The sequence below is a fragment of the Acidipropionibacterium timonense genome (assembly GCF_900605005.1).
In the GTDB taxonomy this organism is placed as follows: Bacteria; Actinomycetota; Actinomycetes; order Propionibacteriales; family Propionibacteriaceae; genus Cutibacterium; species Cutibacterium timonense.
The window spans coordinates 121,558-137,203 of record NZ_LR027558.1 but is presented as its reverse complement, the minus strand read 5'-3'; the positions used below and the strand labels follow the sequence as shown (position 1 = coordinate 137,203).

Here is a 15,646-nt window from a genome sequence, read left to right as displayed (position 1 = left end):
CAGCAGGGGCCGTGCCCGCTGGACGCCACCGGCGGCGCGACGCCGCCACCGGTGGCGCGTCGTCGCGCAGGGAAACCCTGATGGTCACGGTCACGATAGTCCGTCGCGGGCCGGCCTGCCCACCCGCACAGGGCGGACGGCTCAGCTGGCGAGCCCGTCGACGACCTCGGTGTTCGGCAGGGCCAGCAGGTCGGCCCCGGTGACGAGGAGCTTGGCCGAGCGCGTCCCGGCCCCGATGCACACCCGGTCGGCGGCGGCGACCCGCGGGTCGATCCAGATGGGCCAGTCCTCGGGCAGACCGACCGGGGTGATGGCCCCGTACTCCATGCCGGACTCGGCGACGGCGTCGTCCATGGGGGCGAAGGAGGCCTTGCGCACGTCGAGCCTCCTGCGGACGAGCCTGTTGACGTCGACCCTGGTCGTCGCCAGGGCCAGGCAGGCCACGGTCCGCTCGATGTCTCCTCGTCGTCCGCGGACGATGACGCAGTTGCCGCAGGTCTGCGGTCCCTCCCCCGCGGCGGCGCACAGGGCCTCGGTGTCCGACAGCGCCGGGTCGATGACGAAGACCTCCGCGTCGGGCAGCAGGCCGATGAGCCGACGCACCGGCTCCCCCAGCAGCTCGGTATGGTCGATGGCGGGCAGGTGCTCCCAGATGTCGAACATGATCCCAGCCTAACCAGCCTGCGAGACGGCGTCCCATATCATCATGTCGTCGCGTCTGCCGGTCGAGCGACACCGAATCCTCCTAGGATGACGATCGCACCGGGGCAGCATCCGGCCCCGCCCCAACCCCACTCACCCGGCCCCCATTCACCCAGTCCCCACTCACCCAGTCCCCAGGAGCGCCATGTCCTCGACCACCACCTCCCACGCCACCGGCATGGGAGCCATCGTCCTGCCCGACGGCGTCGCCTTCCGGGTGTGGGCCCCACACGCCGACTCGGTCGCCGTGACCGGCACCTTCGACGACTGGTCGGCCCTGCCCGACGAGGCCGACCCACGCCCGACGCCGTCACACCCCCTGGAGTCGGAGGGCAACGGCTACTGGTACGGCGAGGTCCGACAGGACGGGAGCCACGGGGACGGGAGCCGGGGCGCCCGGGTCGGCGACGAGTACCGCTTCGTCCTCACCAACGGCGACCTCACGCTGAGCCGGATCGACCCCTACGCCCGCGACGTGACGAGCTCGGTCGGCAACGGCGTCATCACCGACCCGTCGGCCTTCGACTGGCGCGGTGACTCGTTCACCGCCCCCGACCTCAATCGGATGGTCATCTACGAGGCCCACGTCGGGACCTTCTTCGACCCCAGCCCCGACGACGGCCACCCGGCCACCCTGGAGAACCTCGAGGAGCGGCTGGGCTACCTGGCCTCCCTCGGGGTCAACGTCATCGAGCTCATGCCGCTCATGGAGTTCGCCGGCGACTACTCCTGGGGTTACAACCCCAGCCACCTCTTCGCGGTCGAGAGCGCCTACGGCGGCCCCGACGCGCTGCGCGAGGTCATCCGCGCCGCCCACGCCCGGGGCCTGGCCGTCGTCATCGACGTCGTCTACAACCACTTCGGTCCCTCCGACCTCGACCTGTGGCAGTTCGACGGGTGGGCCGAGAACGACAAGGGCGGCATCTACTTCTACAACGACTGGCGCTCCTCGACGCCGTGGGGCGACACCCGCCCCGACTACGGGCGCGGTGAGGTGCGCGAGTTCATCCGCGACAACGCCCTCATGTGGCTCGAGGAGTTCCACGCCGACGGTCTGCGCTACGACATGACCCCGTACATGCGCTCGGTCGACGCCACCGTCATGAACATCCCGGAGGGGTGGTCCCTCACCCGGTGGATCAACACGGAGGTGCGGTCGCGCCACCCGCGGGCCGTCACCATCGCCGAGGATCTCCACGGGGAGGCCCTCGTCGTGTCGACCTCGGACGCCGGTGCCGCCTTCCACGCCCAGTGGGACAACCACTTCGTCCACCCCGTCCGGGCCGCCGTCATCACCCCCGACGACGCCGCCCGGGACATGGCGGCCGTGCGCGACGCCGTGGAGTTCAGCTACGGCGACGCCTTCAGCCGCGTCATCTACACCGAGTCCCACGACGAGGTGGCCAACGGTTCGGCCCGCGTGCCCCAGGAGATCGATCCGGACGACCCCACCGGCTACTTCGCGCAGAAACGCTCGACCCTCGGCGCCGCCCTGGCCCTCACCGCCCCCGGGGTGCCGATGCTCTTCCAGGGCCAGGAGTTCCTCGAGGGCGAGTGGTTCCGCGACACGGTGCCGTTGCACTGGGACCAGATCCGCGAGTTCACCGGGATCAACGCCCTCTACCGCGACCTCATCGGGCTGCGCCTCGACCGCGACGGCGTCTCGGCGGGCCTCACCGGCCAGCACGTCCAGACCCTCCACCTGCACCCGGACAACCACGTCTACGCCTTCCACCGCTGGCTCGACGGCGGCCCGGGGGACGACGTCGTCGTGGCGGTCAACCTCGACGCGCGCACCTGGGGTGAGTACACGGTGGGGATGCCCGCAGCGGGCACGTGGACCGTCCGTCTCGACAGTGACGCCAAGGTGTACTCCGAGCTCTTCGACGGGGTCGAGGTGCCGGGTTCGGTCACCGCCGTCGAGGACGACTACGACGGGCACCCGGCCAGCGCCCAGCTCGTGCTGCCGCCGTACTCGGTCATCATCCTCACCCGGGACTGACCGGCGCGCCGCGATCACGTCACCGACCCGACTTGGGCGCGGCAGGCCGGCGGCCCATACTGATGCAGTGACTGACGACTGCGCTGCTGCGCACGACACACCCGAGGAACCCCGACCCGACGCCGGCGGATCCCCCGACGGGTCCTCGACACCCTGCCGGGCCGACACCCCGGCCACGGGCACCGTCCCCGCCCCCACCCCGGAACCGGGGAAGGGCAAGGTGGCCGGACTCGTCCTGGCCGCCCTGGGCATCGTCTTCGGCGACATCGGCACCTCCCCGCTGTACTCGATGCAGACGGTCTTCGCCATCGAGCACCACGCCGTGACGCCGACCCATGCCGACGTCCTGGGCATCGTCTCGATGATCGTGTGGACCCTCGTCCTCATCGTCTGCATCAAGTACCTCGTCCTCGTCATGCGGGCCGACAACGCCGGCGAGGGCGGCATCCTGGCGCTCATGGCGCTGGTACGGCGTCTGCTCGAGAACCGCGCCCGCACCACGGCGGTCGCCCTCACCCTGGGCATCGTCGGCGCCTCGCTCTTCTACGGCGACTCGATGATCACCCCGGCCATCTCCGTCATGAGCGCCATCGAGGGCCTGGCCGTCATCGACCCGACCCTGGCCGAGGCCGTCCTGCCGGCCTCCGTCGTCATCCTCACCGTCCTCTTCGCCATCCAACGCAACGGCACCGGGATCATCGGCAAGGCCTTCGGCCCGGTCATGACGGCGTGGTTCCTGGCCCTGGCGGCCCTCGGCCTGCCGTGGATCATCCGTCATCCGGTCATCCTGGCGGCGCTGTCGCCGCACTGGGCCGTGCTCTTCGCCCTCGACCGGCCGTGGATGGCCTTCGTGGCCATGGGCGCCGTCGTCCTCACCATCACCGGCGCCGAGGCCCTCTACGCCGACATGGGCCACGTCGGGGCCCGTCCCATCCGGATCGCCTGGTTCGGGCTCGTCGGCCCCTCCCTCGTCCTCAACTACCTGGGGCAGGGGGCGATGCTGCTCATCCACCCCGACTGGGTCGACAACCCGTTCTTCCGGATGGCCCCCTCCTGGGCGACGATCCCACTGGTCGCCGTGGCCACCCTGGCGACGATCATCGCCTCCCAGGCCGTCATCTCGGGCACCTTCTCGATGAGCCACCAGGCCTCCCGCCTGGGCCTCATGCCCAGGTTGTCGATCCGACACACGTCGAAGCAGGAGGGCGGCCAGATCTACATCCCCGAGGTCAACTGGATCCTCTTCAGCGGGGTGCTCATCCTCATCGCGATCTTCCAGTCCTCGGCCCATCTGGCGACGGCCTACGGCCTGGCGGTCACCGGGACCCTCCTCCTCACGACGACCCTCTTCCTCGTCCTGGCCCACGACGCCTGGCGCTGGCCGACCTGGGCGGTCGTCCTCATCGGCGTCGTCATCGGCGGACTGGAGCTCGTCATCTTCACCGCCAACCTGCTCAAGATCGTCTCGGGAGGCTGGATCCCGCTCGTCATCGGGGCCGGCGCCATCACCATCATGACGACCTGGCGCAAGGGCACCGAGATGGTCTTCCGGGAGCGTGCCGCCGCCGAGGGACCGCTCGAGGACTTCCTCGACTGGGTCGCCCGGGAGAATCCGCGCCGGGTGCCCGGGCTGGCCATATACCCGCACCCCGACCGGGTGACGACGCCGCTGGCCCTGCGCAACAACCTGCGCTTCAACCACGTCCTCCATGAGCGCAACGTCATCGTCTCCATCGTCGACGAGGACGTCCCGCACATCCGCCACAAGGACCGGGTCCAGGTGACCGACCTGGGCAACCCCGACGACGGCATCGCCTATGTCGAGTGCCACGTGGGGTTCACCGACTCCCAGGACGTCCCCAAGGCTCTCGCCCTGGCCTGCGACAAGATCCCCGAGCTCCAGGTCGACATGGCCCAGGCGGTGTATTTCATGTCGGTGGCCGAAGTCAAACGCGGTGATCCCGCCGACCCCGACTCCCCCGCCTCCCGCAACCGGATGTCGCCCTGGCGCAAGGCGGTCTACATCGCCCTGAGCCGCAACCAGGCCGACCGGGTCAAGGTCTTCCGCACCCCCAAGACGCGGTCGGTCGTCATGGGGGAGGTCGTCGAGATCTGAGGCCGGTCACCCGGCTCAGGCGAGCTGGTCGAGGAAGGCCAGGGCGAATCCGCGCGCCCAGGGCAGCGGGTCGGCCGCACGCACCTGCTCGGCGCGGCGGACGGCGTCCTGCCAGCCCAGACGCTGGTCCCAGCCGTCGACGCCGTGCCCAACGGTCCAGGCATCGAAGATCTCCGCGGTGCACTCGGGGTGGAACTGCACCCCCCAGGCGCGGTCGGCGAACCGGACCGCCTCGACCTGACCCGTCGGGTCCTCGGCGAGGAGGACGGCGCCCTCGGGGAGCGTGGCCGCGACGTCGTTGTTGTAGTGGATGGTGCTGGCGGCCCCGAGCGGGGCGAGCAGCGCGTCGTCCCGGCCGGCGTCGGTGAGCGACATCGGCGTGAGGCCCAGGGTGAGATGGTCCGACCGCCGGATCGACCCGCCCAGCGCGACCGTCGCCAGCTGGTGCCCCAGGCAGACGCCGAGGAAGGGCACCCCCGCGTGCACCGAGGTCGCGATGAGCTCACGGGTCGGCGCCAACCACGGGGCGTCGGCGTCGTCACAGGCGCCCATCGTCCCGCCCATGACGACGAGGGCGTCGCCGGGGTCCGCCGGCAGCGGGTCGACCCAGGCGTCGACGGTGCGTACCCGGACGCCGACCTCCTGCCACACCCGGCCGAGCAGACCCATGGGGCAACTCGTCTCGTGCAGGACGGCGGTGATGAGCGTCATGGCGGCATCGTAGAGGGGCCATGTCACAGCGAGGTGACACGGCGATCCACACAGCGGGAAGGCGGAATTCCGGGGCGGCGAGGGGGGTCACTAGGGTCGAGGCCATGAAACCCGAACACCTCAGCCTGCTGCCCACCCTCAGCGCCCCATCGGTCCATCCGGACGGCGCCTGGGCGGTGGTGAGCGTCACCCGCCCCAGCTTCGTCGCCGACGACCAGGTCGGCCAGCTGTGGACCGTGGCCCTCGACGGGTCGGGGGCACGCCGGATGACCCGCGGGTACTGCGATCTGGCCCCGCAGGTGAGTCCGGACGGCACCCTCGTGGCGTTCCTGCGGCGTCAACCCGGGGGCAGTGCCCAGCTCGCCCTCGTCGAGGCGACCGGCGGGGAACCGTGGGTCCTCACCGACCTGCCGCTGGGGGTCGACGGGTTCTCCTGGTCGCACGACTCGCGGACGATCGCGGTGGTGGCGAGGGTGCCGCAGGCCGGTCGCTACGGCACCCTCGACGGGGTGCCGGCCGAGCGCGAGGACGCCCGGTCGCTGCGTGGGCTGCAGCTGCGCCACAACGGCCTGGGCGCCGGATGGTTCCTCGACCGACCGTCGCAGATCCACCTCGTCGAGGTCCCCGATCCGCAGGACGAGCCGGCCGTCCCCCTAGTGGGACGCTGGGTCCGTGACCACGCCGCCGAGCCCGTCCCGGGCCTGGCACCGATCCGGCGTCTCACCGAGGACGGGGACGACTGGCAGGTGCCGGTGTTCACCGCCGACGACTCGGGTCTGGTCGCCGCGGTCTCACGGGCCGGGGCCACCCACCTGGGTGCCGAGCTCGTCTGCCTCGATGTCGAGACCGGGGAGCAGGAGGAGCTGCCCGAGGAGGACGGGCAGATCCACGACTGGAGCGAGCCCTGCATCGTCGGACAGCAGGGAGAGGAGCCCGGCGCCCGCGGGCAACGGATCTTCGTCGCGCGCTCCGATCTGGGTGCCAGCGGGCTGGAGTTCGTCGGTTCGCACCCGAGGATCGGGCTGCTCGAGGAGGGTCGCTTCGTCCCGCTGTCGGCCGACGACGACGTGTTCCACGCCGCGCTCACGCGGCGCGGGGACGGGGTCGTCACGGTCGAGGAACGGCGCGGGGCGACGCGGGTGCACGAGTTCACCGCCGGCGGGGACCGGGTGCTGCTGGACGCCGACGTCGTCGTCCAGGCGGTGGCCGCGGTGCCGGGTTCGGACGGCGTCGTCGTCACCGTGGTCTCGCCGAGCTCCCCGGGTGAGGTCGCCCTCGTGCACGGCGGACGGCTCACCGTGCTCAGTGATTTCGGTGCCGATCTGCGCCAGGTGACGCGCGTCGTCGAGCCGGTGCTCCACGAGGTCGACGTCGACGGCCAGCCGGTCGAGGGATGGGTGGTCAAGCCGGCGGCGTCCGGGCCGCACCCGGTGCTCCTCGTCATCCACGGCGGGCCCTACGCGCATGTCACCGGGTCCTTCTTCGACGAGTTCCAGGTCTACGTGGAGGCCGGGTATGCCGTCGTCGCCTGCAATCCGCGCGGATCCTCGGGGTACGGGCGAGCCTTCGGGCGGGCCCTCGTGGGGCGGTTCGGGCAGATCGACGCCGACGACGTCCTGGGGTTCCTCGACGGGGTCGTCGCCGCCGACCCGGATCTGGACGGGGCGCGGGTCGGCGTCATGGGTGGGTCCTACGGGGGATACCTCACCGCCTGGATCATCGCCCACGACCATCGATGGGCCGGGGCCATCGTCGAGCGCGGCTACCTCGACCCGGCGGCGTTCATCGGGTCCTCCGACATCGGCTGGTTCTTCGCCCCGCAGTACAACGGGGCGACCCGCGAGGAGATGGACCGGCAGTCGCCGATGCGCCTGGCCGAGCAGGTGACCACCCCGACCCTCGTCATCCACTCCGAGCAGGACCTGCGGTGCCCGCTGGGACAAGGTCTGGAGTACCACGCCCGGCTCACCATGGCCGGGGTCGACGCGGAGCTGCTCGTCTTCCCGGGCGAGAACCACGAGCTGAGCCGGTCGGGGTCGCCGTGGCATCGGCGGCAGCGGTTCGAGGCGATTCTCGACTTCTGGGGGCGTCGGCTGCCCGCGTGAGGGGAGCCGGGTTGCCGGGGCCCACGAGGCCCGGGCCCAGGAGGGCCGGGCCCGACCGACCGTGTCAGGAAATCACCCTGAGCGAGGAGAAGTTCCCCTCCAGGGGAGGAAAGTTGCGCTCACGGGGATTTCCTGACACCGGGCAGCTGAGCTCAGCTGGCCAGGGCCACCCGGATCGCGGCCGGATCGTTGGTGATGACCGCGTCGGCTCCCGCATCACGGGCCGCCCGGGCCAGATCGGGGTCGTCGACGGTCCACACCCGCACCCCCAGTCCCGCGGCATGGAAGGTGGGGATCTCGTCGCGACCCAGCACCAGACCGACCTGGGGGTGCACCGCCTGGACTCCCAGGGAGATCGCGTAGTCCCACGGGTCGGCCAGATCGTCCGAGTAGAGCATGGCGCGCCGAATGTCCGGGGCCAGCTCAGCGAGCCGACGCAGGCTCCGGTGGTTGAAGCTCGACAGGACGACGCGGTTCGTCATGCGATGACGCCGCACCGCCTCGACGACCCGCTCCTCGAGCCCCTCGTACCGGATGACGGAGTTCTTGAGCTCGATGTTGAGGGTGGCCCGGCCGTGGGCCACGAGGGCCAGGACGTCGTCGAGCTCGGGAATCGCCGCGAATCCCCACCCGGGCCGACTCCGCGCGAAGGACCGGGCGCGCAGCTGCTCGAGGGTGAGGTCGGCGATGCTCCCCGTCCCGTCGCTCGTGCGGTCGATGGTCTCGTCATGACAGACGACGACATGTCCGTCGCTGGTGAGCTGGACGTCCATCTCGATCCCCTCGGCCCCCACGACCATGGCCGCGAGGAAGGCCGGCACGGTGTTCTCGGGAAGTCTGCTGCTCGCCCCGCGATGGGCCCACACTGCGGTCACGACCCGATGCTCTCACGATGACGCCCGGCACGGGTCCGGGAACACGGAAGACCTCGTGGGAGCGCGGGCCGAACACAGAACGACCCCGCCGAGGCGGGGTCTGGACACGGAACGACCCCGCCGAGGCGGGGTCGTGATCTCTTGCGCGCCCGGAGGGATTCGAACCCCCAACCTTCTGTTTGGGGGTCTCGGTGGGGGTCTCGACCGGTAGTTGAGAGTTGGACTACCTATCGGCGGTCATCTGGTACGAAGCTCGCGGCATGATCGATGACGCTGACCCTAGGGCTATGCCGATCCCGAGTGCGTGGGCATCTGCTGTCCCACGGTGGCAGGATGCGATGAGGGCCCGTGGGATGTCTGAGGCGACGATCCGGACGCGGACTGACCATGTGCGTCGGGCTGCTCGTGCCCTGGGTGGCGAGCCGTGGTCTGTGACGGCGGATGACGTCGTGTCGTGGGTGGGTCGCCAGTCATGGCAGCGTGAGACGCGACGGTCGGTGTATGCGTCGTTGCGGTCGTGGTGGGGGTGGGCGGTAGAGGTCGGACTCATTGCCGAGTCTCCAGCGGCAGCTCTCCCCCGCGTGCGCGCGACCGAGCCGAGACCGCGTCCTGCCCCGGATGACGTGATGCAGACCGCAGTCAGGATGGCTGATGAGAGAACGCGACTCATCCTGAGGTGTGCGGCCGAGGTAGGGCTACGGCGTGGTGAGATCGCCCGGATACGGCTGGATGATATCGAGCCTGACCTGTACGGGTGGTCGTTGCGGGTGCGCGGCAAGGGCCAGCGGGTCCGTGTGGTGCCGCTGCCGGACATGCTGGCCCGTGATCTGCGGCGGGCGTGCATGGCTGGTGGCGGGTGGGCGCTGCCTGGTGCTGTCGACGGACATCTGTCACCGGAGTATGTAGGGCGTCTGGCTACCAGGGTGATGCCGGGCGTGTGGACTCTCCACACGCTCCGGCACCGGTTCGCCAGCCGCGCCCATGACGCCACGCATGACCTGATAGCCGTCCAGCATCTCCTCGGTCATGCGTCAGTCTCGACGACACAGCGCTATGTGGCGACGAGTGATCTCACGCTACGGCGGGCGATGGAGGCTGCGGCCTAGCTCATGCGTCGGCGTGCTGGGGTCTGTAGTCGTCGATGATGGCTGGTGCTGGGTCGGCTGCTTGTGGCCTGGCCTGCTCGGTGGTGGTCGTCTCGTCGACGATGGCTGCCGGAGGGGTGGTGACGGTGTGGTGGTGTGCGATGAGGGGCACGACGGCCATGGCGATCGTCAGGGCACCCGATGCGATGGACAGGAGCTGGTCGGTCTGGGCGCCGTCGATGACGCCGAGGGCGCCGAGGGCTGTCAGGATCGCGGACGCCGCGGCGTAGATGGCCTTGCGCTGGGTCTCGGTCATCGGTTCGTCCTTACTCGGTCGAGGCTGGCCTTGATGACGCTGGCGTGGGATGGGGTGATCTCGGGCCATGATCCGGTTCCCCATCCGGAGGCAATCGGATTTACATAGGACGCGGACATTGGGCCCCCACCCTTGCCGTGACCAAACTCGTGCCACCAACCGGATGCCGCGTCGAAGATGAGGTAGATGACGGTCTTGCCGTCGCGGTAGTAACAGCCGTGCATGGTGTCCTCCTGGGTGGTGGTGGAGACTGTGGTCTCCGTCGGTGTGGTGGTGGTTGGTTTGGTGCCTGTGGCGGCGGCGATGATCCGGGCGATGGGAAGGGAGCCTGGGTCGGTGTGGTCCTGTCCGGGGACGTGCCCGTGACCGCATATGCCATGGAATGCCTGCCACTCGGCTGTTGTCATACGGTGCGTGTAGTTGCCGGTCCAGTCGCCGAACGGGTACGGAGCGACGAGGGGGACGGGCCACTCATCGTGGAGCCATCGGAGGAAGTCGGCGAGGGCATCGACCATGACCTGGTCGGGGTCAGTCCAGTCGGTGTGGGGGCTGTCGATGGTGTACGGCCGGTGGGGGTTGGCTGCGGTTGCCCATCCTCCGGTGCCGACTAGCTCTACCTGGACGACGTTGAGCCGGTTGGTGATCGGTCCGCTCGTGGGCTGGCGGAGGGCGCGTGCTGAGTGTGGAAGCGGGAGATGCTGGCGCCATTGGGGGCGTCCGGAGGTGCAGTTGAGGGTGAGGGTGGGGCACATGGAGCCGGAACCGTAGTCGGTCCATCCGCGTCCCTCGGTCGTGTGGAGCACGAGCGTGTTGATCGTTGACTGTGTCGCCCCTGGGTATACGTCTAGGTAGTTCTGGGTGGTGTGGTCGGCTGGTGGGTACCAGGGTGCGCGGGTCATTTGTGGTCCTCGAGTCTGTCGATGCGGTGGTGTAGCTCGGCGTGCTCACGAGATGCGTCGGAGCGGATGTGCTCGTCTGCGTCGGCGAGGCGGCCGACGTCACGGGCCATGCCGCGTTGTGTGCGCTCGATGCGGTCGATGGCGTCTCGGAGGCTGGAGCCGTGGTCGGGTGTGGTCTCAGTGTTGAGACGGTCGTGCATCTGTCGGACCTCGGCTCGGGTGCGCCATCCTGACCACAGCGCGCCGATGAGTGCTGCTATGGCTGAGAGGAGCGTGCCGAGGGCGATGAGGACGTCATCCCATTGGTCGGCGGGCGGGAGGGGTACGAGCATGTCAGGCGCTCATCTGGATCGCGACCCAGAAGGCGCTGTGTGAGGTCGATGACGATAATCCGGACGTGCCTGGGGTCAAGTTGACGACTGCTGTCGCTCCACTGGCTGTGATCGCCTGGCTGAACCACTGCCAGGCGTTGGCTCCTGAGCCGGTGTCGGCAGGCTGGATGATGACCGTTGGCGCGCTCGTGAAGCGGCCGGACGGGAACGTGATAGAGCCTGTCCCTGAGGTTCCTGACGCACTGATGGTGACGGTGACGGTTCCGGTGGCGATGGCGTAGGGGATGTGGTCTGCGGTCGTGGGGTTGAGCGCATTGTTCACGTCGTCCGAGGTCAACACCTCGCCCCGTGTGAAGGTCTTGTGGGTGGATGCCATGTCATCTCCTAGCGAGTGTGAGGGTGGTGGTCCAGGTGGTCGGGGTGATGTCGTGGGTGATCTGCGCGATGAGGCAGGCCCAGGTCTGGCCCCGTGCGGTGACGTCGATGGCGTCGAGTGGGGTCATCCCGATGGTGTCGGTTCCGCGCATACGGACGGTGCGGACACTGGCGGTGGCGATCTGGGTGCCCGTCATGATGGCGCCTGCCATCGCGGGTCTCGGGTCGCCGCCGTACAGGCTCACGGAAATGTCGACGGACTGGCGGCGGGTCCCCCACGTCGCGGCTGATGCCTCGTCGCTATAGGTGGCCTGGGTGTCGTGGTAGTCGTAGGTCACTGACCCTGTCGAACTGTCGACGGTCTGGTCTGACCAATGATTGTGCGTCTCGAGGACGGTAACGACCTCTGAGGACGAGCTGGAGACGTCGATGTCGAGGTAGGACAGGGAGCCTGGTTCGTCGGAGATCGTGTGGAGGTTGGCTACGGTGCCTGCCCATTGGGCGCGGACGAGCGCTGACCCGTCGGCTGCCTGACCTATCGGCGACCACAGGAAACCGCCGGCGGTCGAGCACATGGTGAGCCATGAGGTGAGGTCGGTCTCGTGATCGGTGGTGGCGGCGATCGGATTGGGCGAGATGGCTGGGTTGCGTGTGCCGCGCCATTCGACCTTCACGGGCCGCGGCGCCGACTGGTGTATGAGGGTGTCCCATCGCCCAGCCTGCCGATAGAGGTCGGCTCCGGACTGCTCGATGGAGGTGGCGCCGTAGCGGGTGCTGCCTGACATGACTCCGGCGATGTCGGATGCCGTGACGGTGGTGGTGGAGTGCCCGTCGTAGGTGTAGGTCGTGGTGACGTCGTCGACCCATCCGCACCACAGGATGGTGGAGCCGCTGGCGAGACGGATTGGGGTGCCGGTGATGAGTCCCAGGGCGATGAGCTGTGGCTCGTCGCTCAGGGTCGCTGTGAGGCTGCCTGGATCGGCTCCGTGGGTGATCCCGTCGTCGCGCATACCGCCGGTGGTCCTGATGGCAGTGGCTTGCGCGGTGATGTCGCACCACTGCCGGTCCGGGCGCGGACCTGAGAGCACGTCCTGGTCGAGCCGCGATACGTCGAGGATGAACGTGCGTTCATTCCATAGGGCGGCGCTATCGAGGGGCGATAGGTCGAGGCGGAAGGCGTTGCCCTGGGGTGGCTGTATCCAGGCGTCGAGGCGGATGGGGGTGGGGGTGCTCATCATGCGACCTTGAGTCCGCGCCGGTGGGCGTCTCGGAGTGCGGCGATGAGCTGGTCCTGGACTCGGCGGTCCCAGTTGAGGGTCTGGATGTTGATGGTGATGGGTTGGGCTTGGGTGGATGCCTGCTGCTGGCGGGTGACGGTGGTGATGTCGATGGGGTCTGGGGTGGCGTTGTCGGCGACGGTGCGCGCGAGCTGGGTTGCTTGGGTGGTGAGCGCGTGGGTTCGGTCGGAGAGTCCGATGACCATGCCGTCGACTGTGTATCGGCCGATGTCGCGGAAGACTCGGGATGGGGAGTGGATGCCGAGGAGGTTCTTTGCGGCGGTGATGGCAGAGGACACGGCGCCGCGTGCGGCTGAGACGAGGGTCCCGGCGGCTGAGGTGATGCCGCCGACGATCCCGGAGATGATGTTGAGGCCGATGGATCGGACGGACCCTGCGATGCCTGCGGCTGCGGCGACGACACGTCCTGGCAGGGATCTGATGAGGGAGGAGATGCGGGCCATGCCGGAGGTTGTGGCCGACGTGCCCCTGGACCATGCTCCGGTGATGGTCGACCATAGGCGTGAGCCGAGTGATGCCATGGCTGCGACTGCTCGGGCTGGTAGCGAGCTGATGAATCGTGTGACGGTGAGGACGCCGGTGGTGGTGGCGGTGCGTGCCTTGGTCCAGGCGGCGGCGAACTGTGAGGCGATGCCGGTGGCCCATCGGGTGACGGCTGCTGCGGCGGCGGTGAGGCCGGAGCCGATGGCGTGGAGGGCTCCGGTGATAGCGGCGCCCATGGTGTGGGCCACGGCTGATACGGCTGTGAATGCGGCTGCGACGGCTGCGCGGAATGCGGCCGAGTGGCGGTAGGCGTAGATGAGGGCGGCGGCGAGTGCGGCAAGAGCGATGGTGGCCAGAACAATGGGGTTGGCTGCCATGGCTGCGTTGAGCGCCCATTGCGCGGCGGCCATCGCGAGTTGTCCAGCTCGGACCGCGCCCTGCACGACGAGATGACCGAGCATCGCGGCCTTCTGGGCTGTCCATACGGCGGCCTGGGCGACGACGGAGGCGACGACTCTGGCACCGGCGACGACGGCGCGGCCGAGGGAGATGATCCACTGTCGCATGACGCCGAGGAGGCTGGCCTGTGTGGCTAGTAGTCCCTGATTGGCGGTGATCTGTCCATAGGTGCCGAATGCGTAGGCGGCCTGGAGAGTCTTTGCGACGCCGGTCACGGTGTTCCATGCGGCCTGGGCGGCATGAACGGCTGTCATGGTGACCTGGTAGGTCTTGGCGGCCGTGATGAGGGTGAGGACCGGTGAGGTGAGGGTGATGACGAGCACCCTGTGACGGTCGATCCATCCTGCGGCGGTCGTGAGGGACGGGATGATCGTGCCGGAGAGGGCACCTTGGATGGTGGTGAGGGTGTTCGTCGCGGTTGACCCGATGGTGGTGAGGGTGGGGCCGACCTTGGTCATGGCGGCGGTGATGGTGTCCCATGCTGCGCGGATGCCTTGGCCTGTGGTGGCGAGGACTGAGGTCCATGGTCCGAGGTCGATGGAGGGGACGCGGCCGGAGAATCCGGCGATGACGACGCGAATGGCGTCGGCTGCTGTTCTGGCTGCTGGCCCGATCTTGTCGATGGCTGTGGAGGCGAGGCGGGTCGCGGCAGGGATGCGGTCTCCTATCCATCCGGTGACGGCGGTGGCTGCTGGCAGGAGGCGTGTCCCGAGTTGGGCGGCGACGTCGCCGAGGGATGCCTTGAGGACTTGTTGCTTGTGTTGGAGGGTGTCGGTTTCGCGCGCGAAGTTTCCGTGTGCATCCTTGGTTTGTTTGGTGATGAGGGCGAGGGTCGCGGCCTGCTGAGCTGTGGCGGCGTAGCTGCCTCCGACCTTGTGGAATCCCATAGCGGCAGCCTGGGCGTCGATGGCGGTCTGGTTGAGTGTGACTCCGTATCGCTCGATGGGGTCGCGTTCGCCCTTGAGCGCAGAGGAGAGAGCTTCGACGGCCTCGCGGGTCGTGCCTCCGTACATGGAGGATAGGTCGGCGCCGAGCCGGATGAGGTTGTTGGTTTTGGGGGCGAGCTGGTCGATTGCGGTGCCGCCGTTCTTGAGCTGGGTGCCGATGAGGGTGCCTAGCTCGTTGAACTCGTTGGCGGTGAGGCCGACGGCTGTGTGGGCCTGTGCTGCCCATGCCTGCATCTGTCCTGCGTGGCGTCCGAACACGGTCTCGATGGCGCCGGAGGACTGTTCGAGGTCGCCGGCGGCGTCGATGGCCTGCTTGCCGAGTGTGATGACGGCGGCTCCTCCGACGGCCGCACCGGTCTTGACGGCAGTTGCCAGGGCTGACCCGAGAGTGCGTGCTCCTGCTGTGAGTCGTGTGAGTCCGGTCTCCTTGCCGAGTGATGCCATGGCGCGGCTGAATTGTCGCGTGTCTGCGAGGACGGCGACGTTGATGGTCTGCTTAGCCATGGGTCGTTACTCCTGGTTGAGGAGGGTGATGAGGGCGTTTGTCTCGGCTACGGTCAGGAGGTCGTAGTCGGCTGGGTGGATTCCGGCTCGGAGGGCGAGGACTGCGGCCCGCTCGTTGCGGGCGTCGACGGTTGGGGGTCCGGCGCGGCGCTCGGAGTGCCCTGGATGGATGCCAGGAGTGCTTCGAGTTCTGCGGAGCGGGCGGTGAGTCCGGCTGCTGCTGGGAGCTTGTCGGCTGCCGACAGGATGGCCTCGGTTTCGGCGTTTGTGAGAGCCGAGGCGTCGCCGATGGTGATGGGGTGGCCGAGTCGGCGGGCTGCTGCCCATACGACTCCGATGCCGAATTGGATCGGGTCTGTTTCGGGTGTGGTGATTCCGGTGGCGCGGCAGATGGCGGAGATTTCTCCGTTCGTGAGGGTGTCGGTGAAGGTCATGAG

14 protein-coding genes are annotated in these 15,646 nt (G+C 68.8%); 4 read left to right on the top strand and 10 right to left on the bottom strand.

Going from position 1 to position 15,646, the window contains the following annotated elements:
• Positions 1 to 141: 141 nt before the first annotated feature.
• Complete coding sequence (locus tag E0E30_RS00660; RefSeq protein WP_130864647.1) at positions 142 to 663, bottom strand: YbaK/EbsC family protein; 522 nt, start codon at positions 661 to 663, stop codon at positions 142 to 144.
• A gap of 184 nt (positions 664 to 847) precedes the next feature.
• Between E0E30_RS00660 and E0E30_RS00655 the strand changes: the two genes are divergently transcribed.
• Both E0E30_RS00655 and E0E30_RS00650 read left to right on the top strand, forming a co-directional pair.
• Positions 848 to 2,704, top strand: coding sequence for an alpha-amylase family glycosyl hydrolase (locus E0E30_RS00655; protein ID WP_130864646.1), 1,857 nt, complete (start codon positions 848 to 850; stop codon positions 2,702 to 2,704).
• 289 nt (positions 2,705 to 2,993) lie between these two features.
• The gene (locus E0E30_RS00650; protein ID WP_245306616.1) at positions 2,994 to 4,820 is read left to right on the top strand and encodes a potassium transporter Kup; all 1,827 of its coding nucleotides are present in this window, start codon (positions 2,994 to 2,996) and stop codon (positions 4,818 to 4,820) included.
• A gap of 15 nt (positions 4,821 to 4,835) precedes the next feature.
• On the opposite strand, the gene E0E30_RS00645 is transcribed toward E0E30_RS00650, so the two are convergent.
• A complete protein-coding gene (locus tag E0E30_RS00645) occupies positions 4,836 to 5,531 on the bottom strand; it encodes a type 1 glutamine amidotransferase (protein WP_167853846.1) in 696 nt (231 codons plus the stop codon).
• A 104-nt stretch (positions 5,532 to 5,635) separates the two neighbouring features.
• Here E0E30_RS00645 and E0E30_RS00640 point away from each other — a divergent pair, with 104 nt between their 5' ends.
• Positions 5,636 to 7,636 carry an alpha/beta hydrolase family protein gene (locus tag E0E30_RS00640; protein WP_130864645.1) on the top strand — a complete coding sequence of 667 codons (2,001 nt, stop codon included), beginning with the start codon at positions 5,636 to 5,638 and terminating at the stop codon, positions 7,634 to 7,636.
• A gap of 152 nt (positions 7,637 to 7,788) precedes the next feature.
• Here E0E30_RS00640 and E0E30_RS00635 read toward each other — a convergent pair whose 3' ends face one another.
• On the bottom strand, positions 7,789 to 8,511 hold the full coding sequence (locus tag E0E30_RS00635) for a glycerophosphodiester phosphodiesterase family protein (RefSeq protein ID WP_130864644.1): 723 nt from the start codon (positions 8,509 to 8,511) through the stop codon (positions 7,789 to 7,791).
• A gap of 260 nt (positions 8,512 to 8,771) precedes the next feature.
• Between E0E30_RS00635 and E0E30_RS13845 the strand changes: the two genes are divergently transcribed.
• Positions 8,772 to 9,617: a tyrosine-type recombinase/integrase gene (locus E0E30_RS13845; protein ID WP_411913976.1), complete on the top strand. Its 846-nt coding sequence runs from the start codon at positions 8,772 to 8,774 to the stop codon at positions 9,615 to 9,617.
• 1 nt (position 9,618) lies between these two features.
• On the opposite strand, the gene E0E30_RS00625 is transcribed toward E0E30_RS13845, so the two are convergent.
• The 7 genes from E0E30_RS00625 to E0E30_RS00595 all read right to left on the bottom strand — a co-directional run bounded on the left by E0E30_RS00625 (position 9,619) and on the right by E0E30_RS00595 (position 15,643).
• Positions 9,619 to 9,912, bottom strand: a complete 294-nt coding sequence (locus E0E30_RS00625; protein ID WP_130864643.1) for a phage holin — start codon at positions 9,910 to 9,912, stop codon at positions 9,619 to 9,621.
• Positions 9,909 to 10,715 (bottom strand): hypothetical protein, encoded by an 807-nt coding sequence (locus E0E30_RS00620; protein WP_130864642.1) that lies wholly within the window; start codon positions 10,713 to 10,715, stop codon positions 9,909 to 9,911. Before E0E30_RS00620 ends, E0E30_RS00625 begins: the two co-directional genes overlap by 4 nt.
• 92 nt (positions 10,716 to 10,807) lie before the next feature.
• Positions 10,808 to 11,143 carry a hypothetical protein gene (locus E0E30_RS00615; RefSeq protein WP_130864641.1) on the bottom strand — a complete coding sequence of 112 codons (336 nt, stop codon included), beginning with the start codon at positions 11,141 to 11,143 and terminating at the stop codon, positions 10,808 to 10,810.
• A gap of 1 nt (position 11,144) precedes the next feature.
• Positions 11,145 to 11,519 (bottom strand): hypothetical protein, encoded by a 375-nt coding sequence (locus E0E30_RS00610; protein WP_130864640.1) that lies wholly within the window; start codon positions 11,517 to 11,519, stop codon positions 11,145 to 11,147.
• Between the two features lies 1 nt (position 11,520).
• Positions 11,521 to 12,753, bottom strand: a complete 1,233-nt coding sequence (locus E0E30_RS00605; RefSeq protein ID WP_130864639.1) for a hypothetical protein — start codon at positions 12,751 to 12,753, stop codon at positions 11,521 to 11,523.
• Complete coding sequence (locus E0E30_RS00600; protein ID WP_130864638.1) at positions 12,753 to 15,209, bottom strand: phage tail protein; 2,457 nt, start codon at positions 15,207 to 15,209, stop codon at positions 12,753 to 12,755. The genes E0E30_RS00605 and E0E30_RS00600 overlap by 1 nt, the downstream gene beginning before the upstream one ends.
• Before the next feature lie 53 nt (positions 15,210 to 15,262).
• Complete coding sequence (locus E0E30_RS00595; RefSeq protein ID WP_130864637.1) at positions 15,263 to 15,643, bottom strand: hypothetical protein; 381 nt, start codon at positions 15,641 to 15,643, stop codon at positions 15,263 to 15,265.
• Positions 15,644 to 15,646 lie beyond the last annotated feature (3 nt).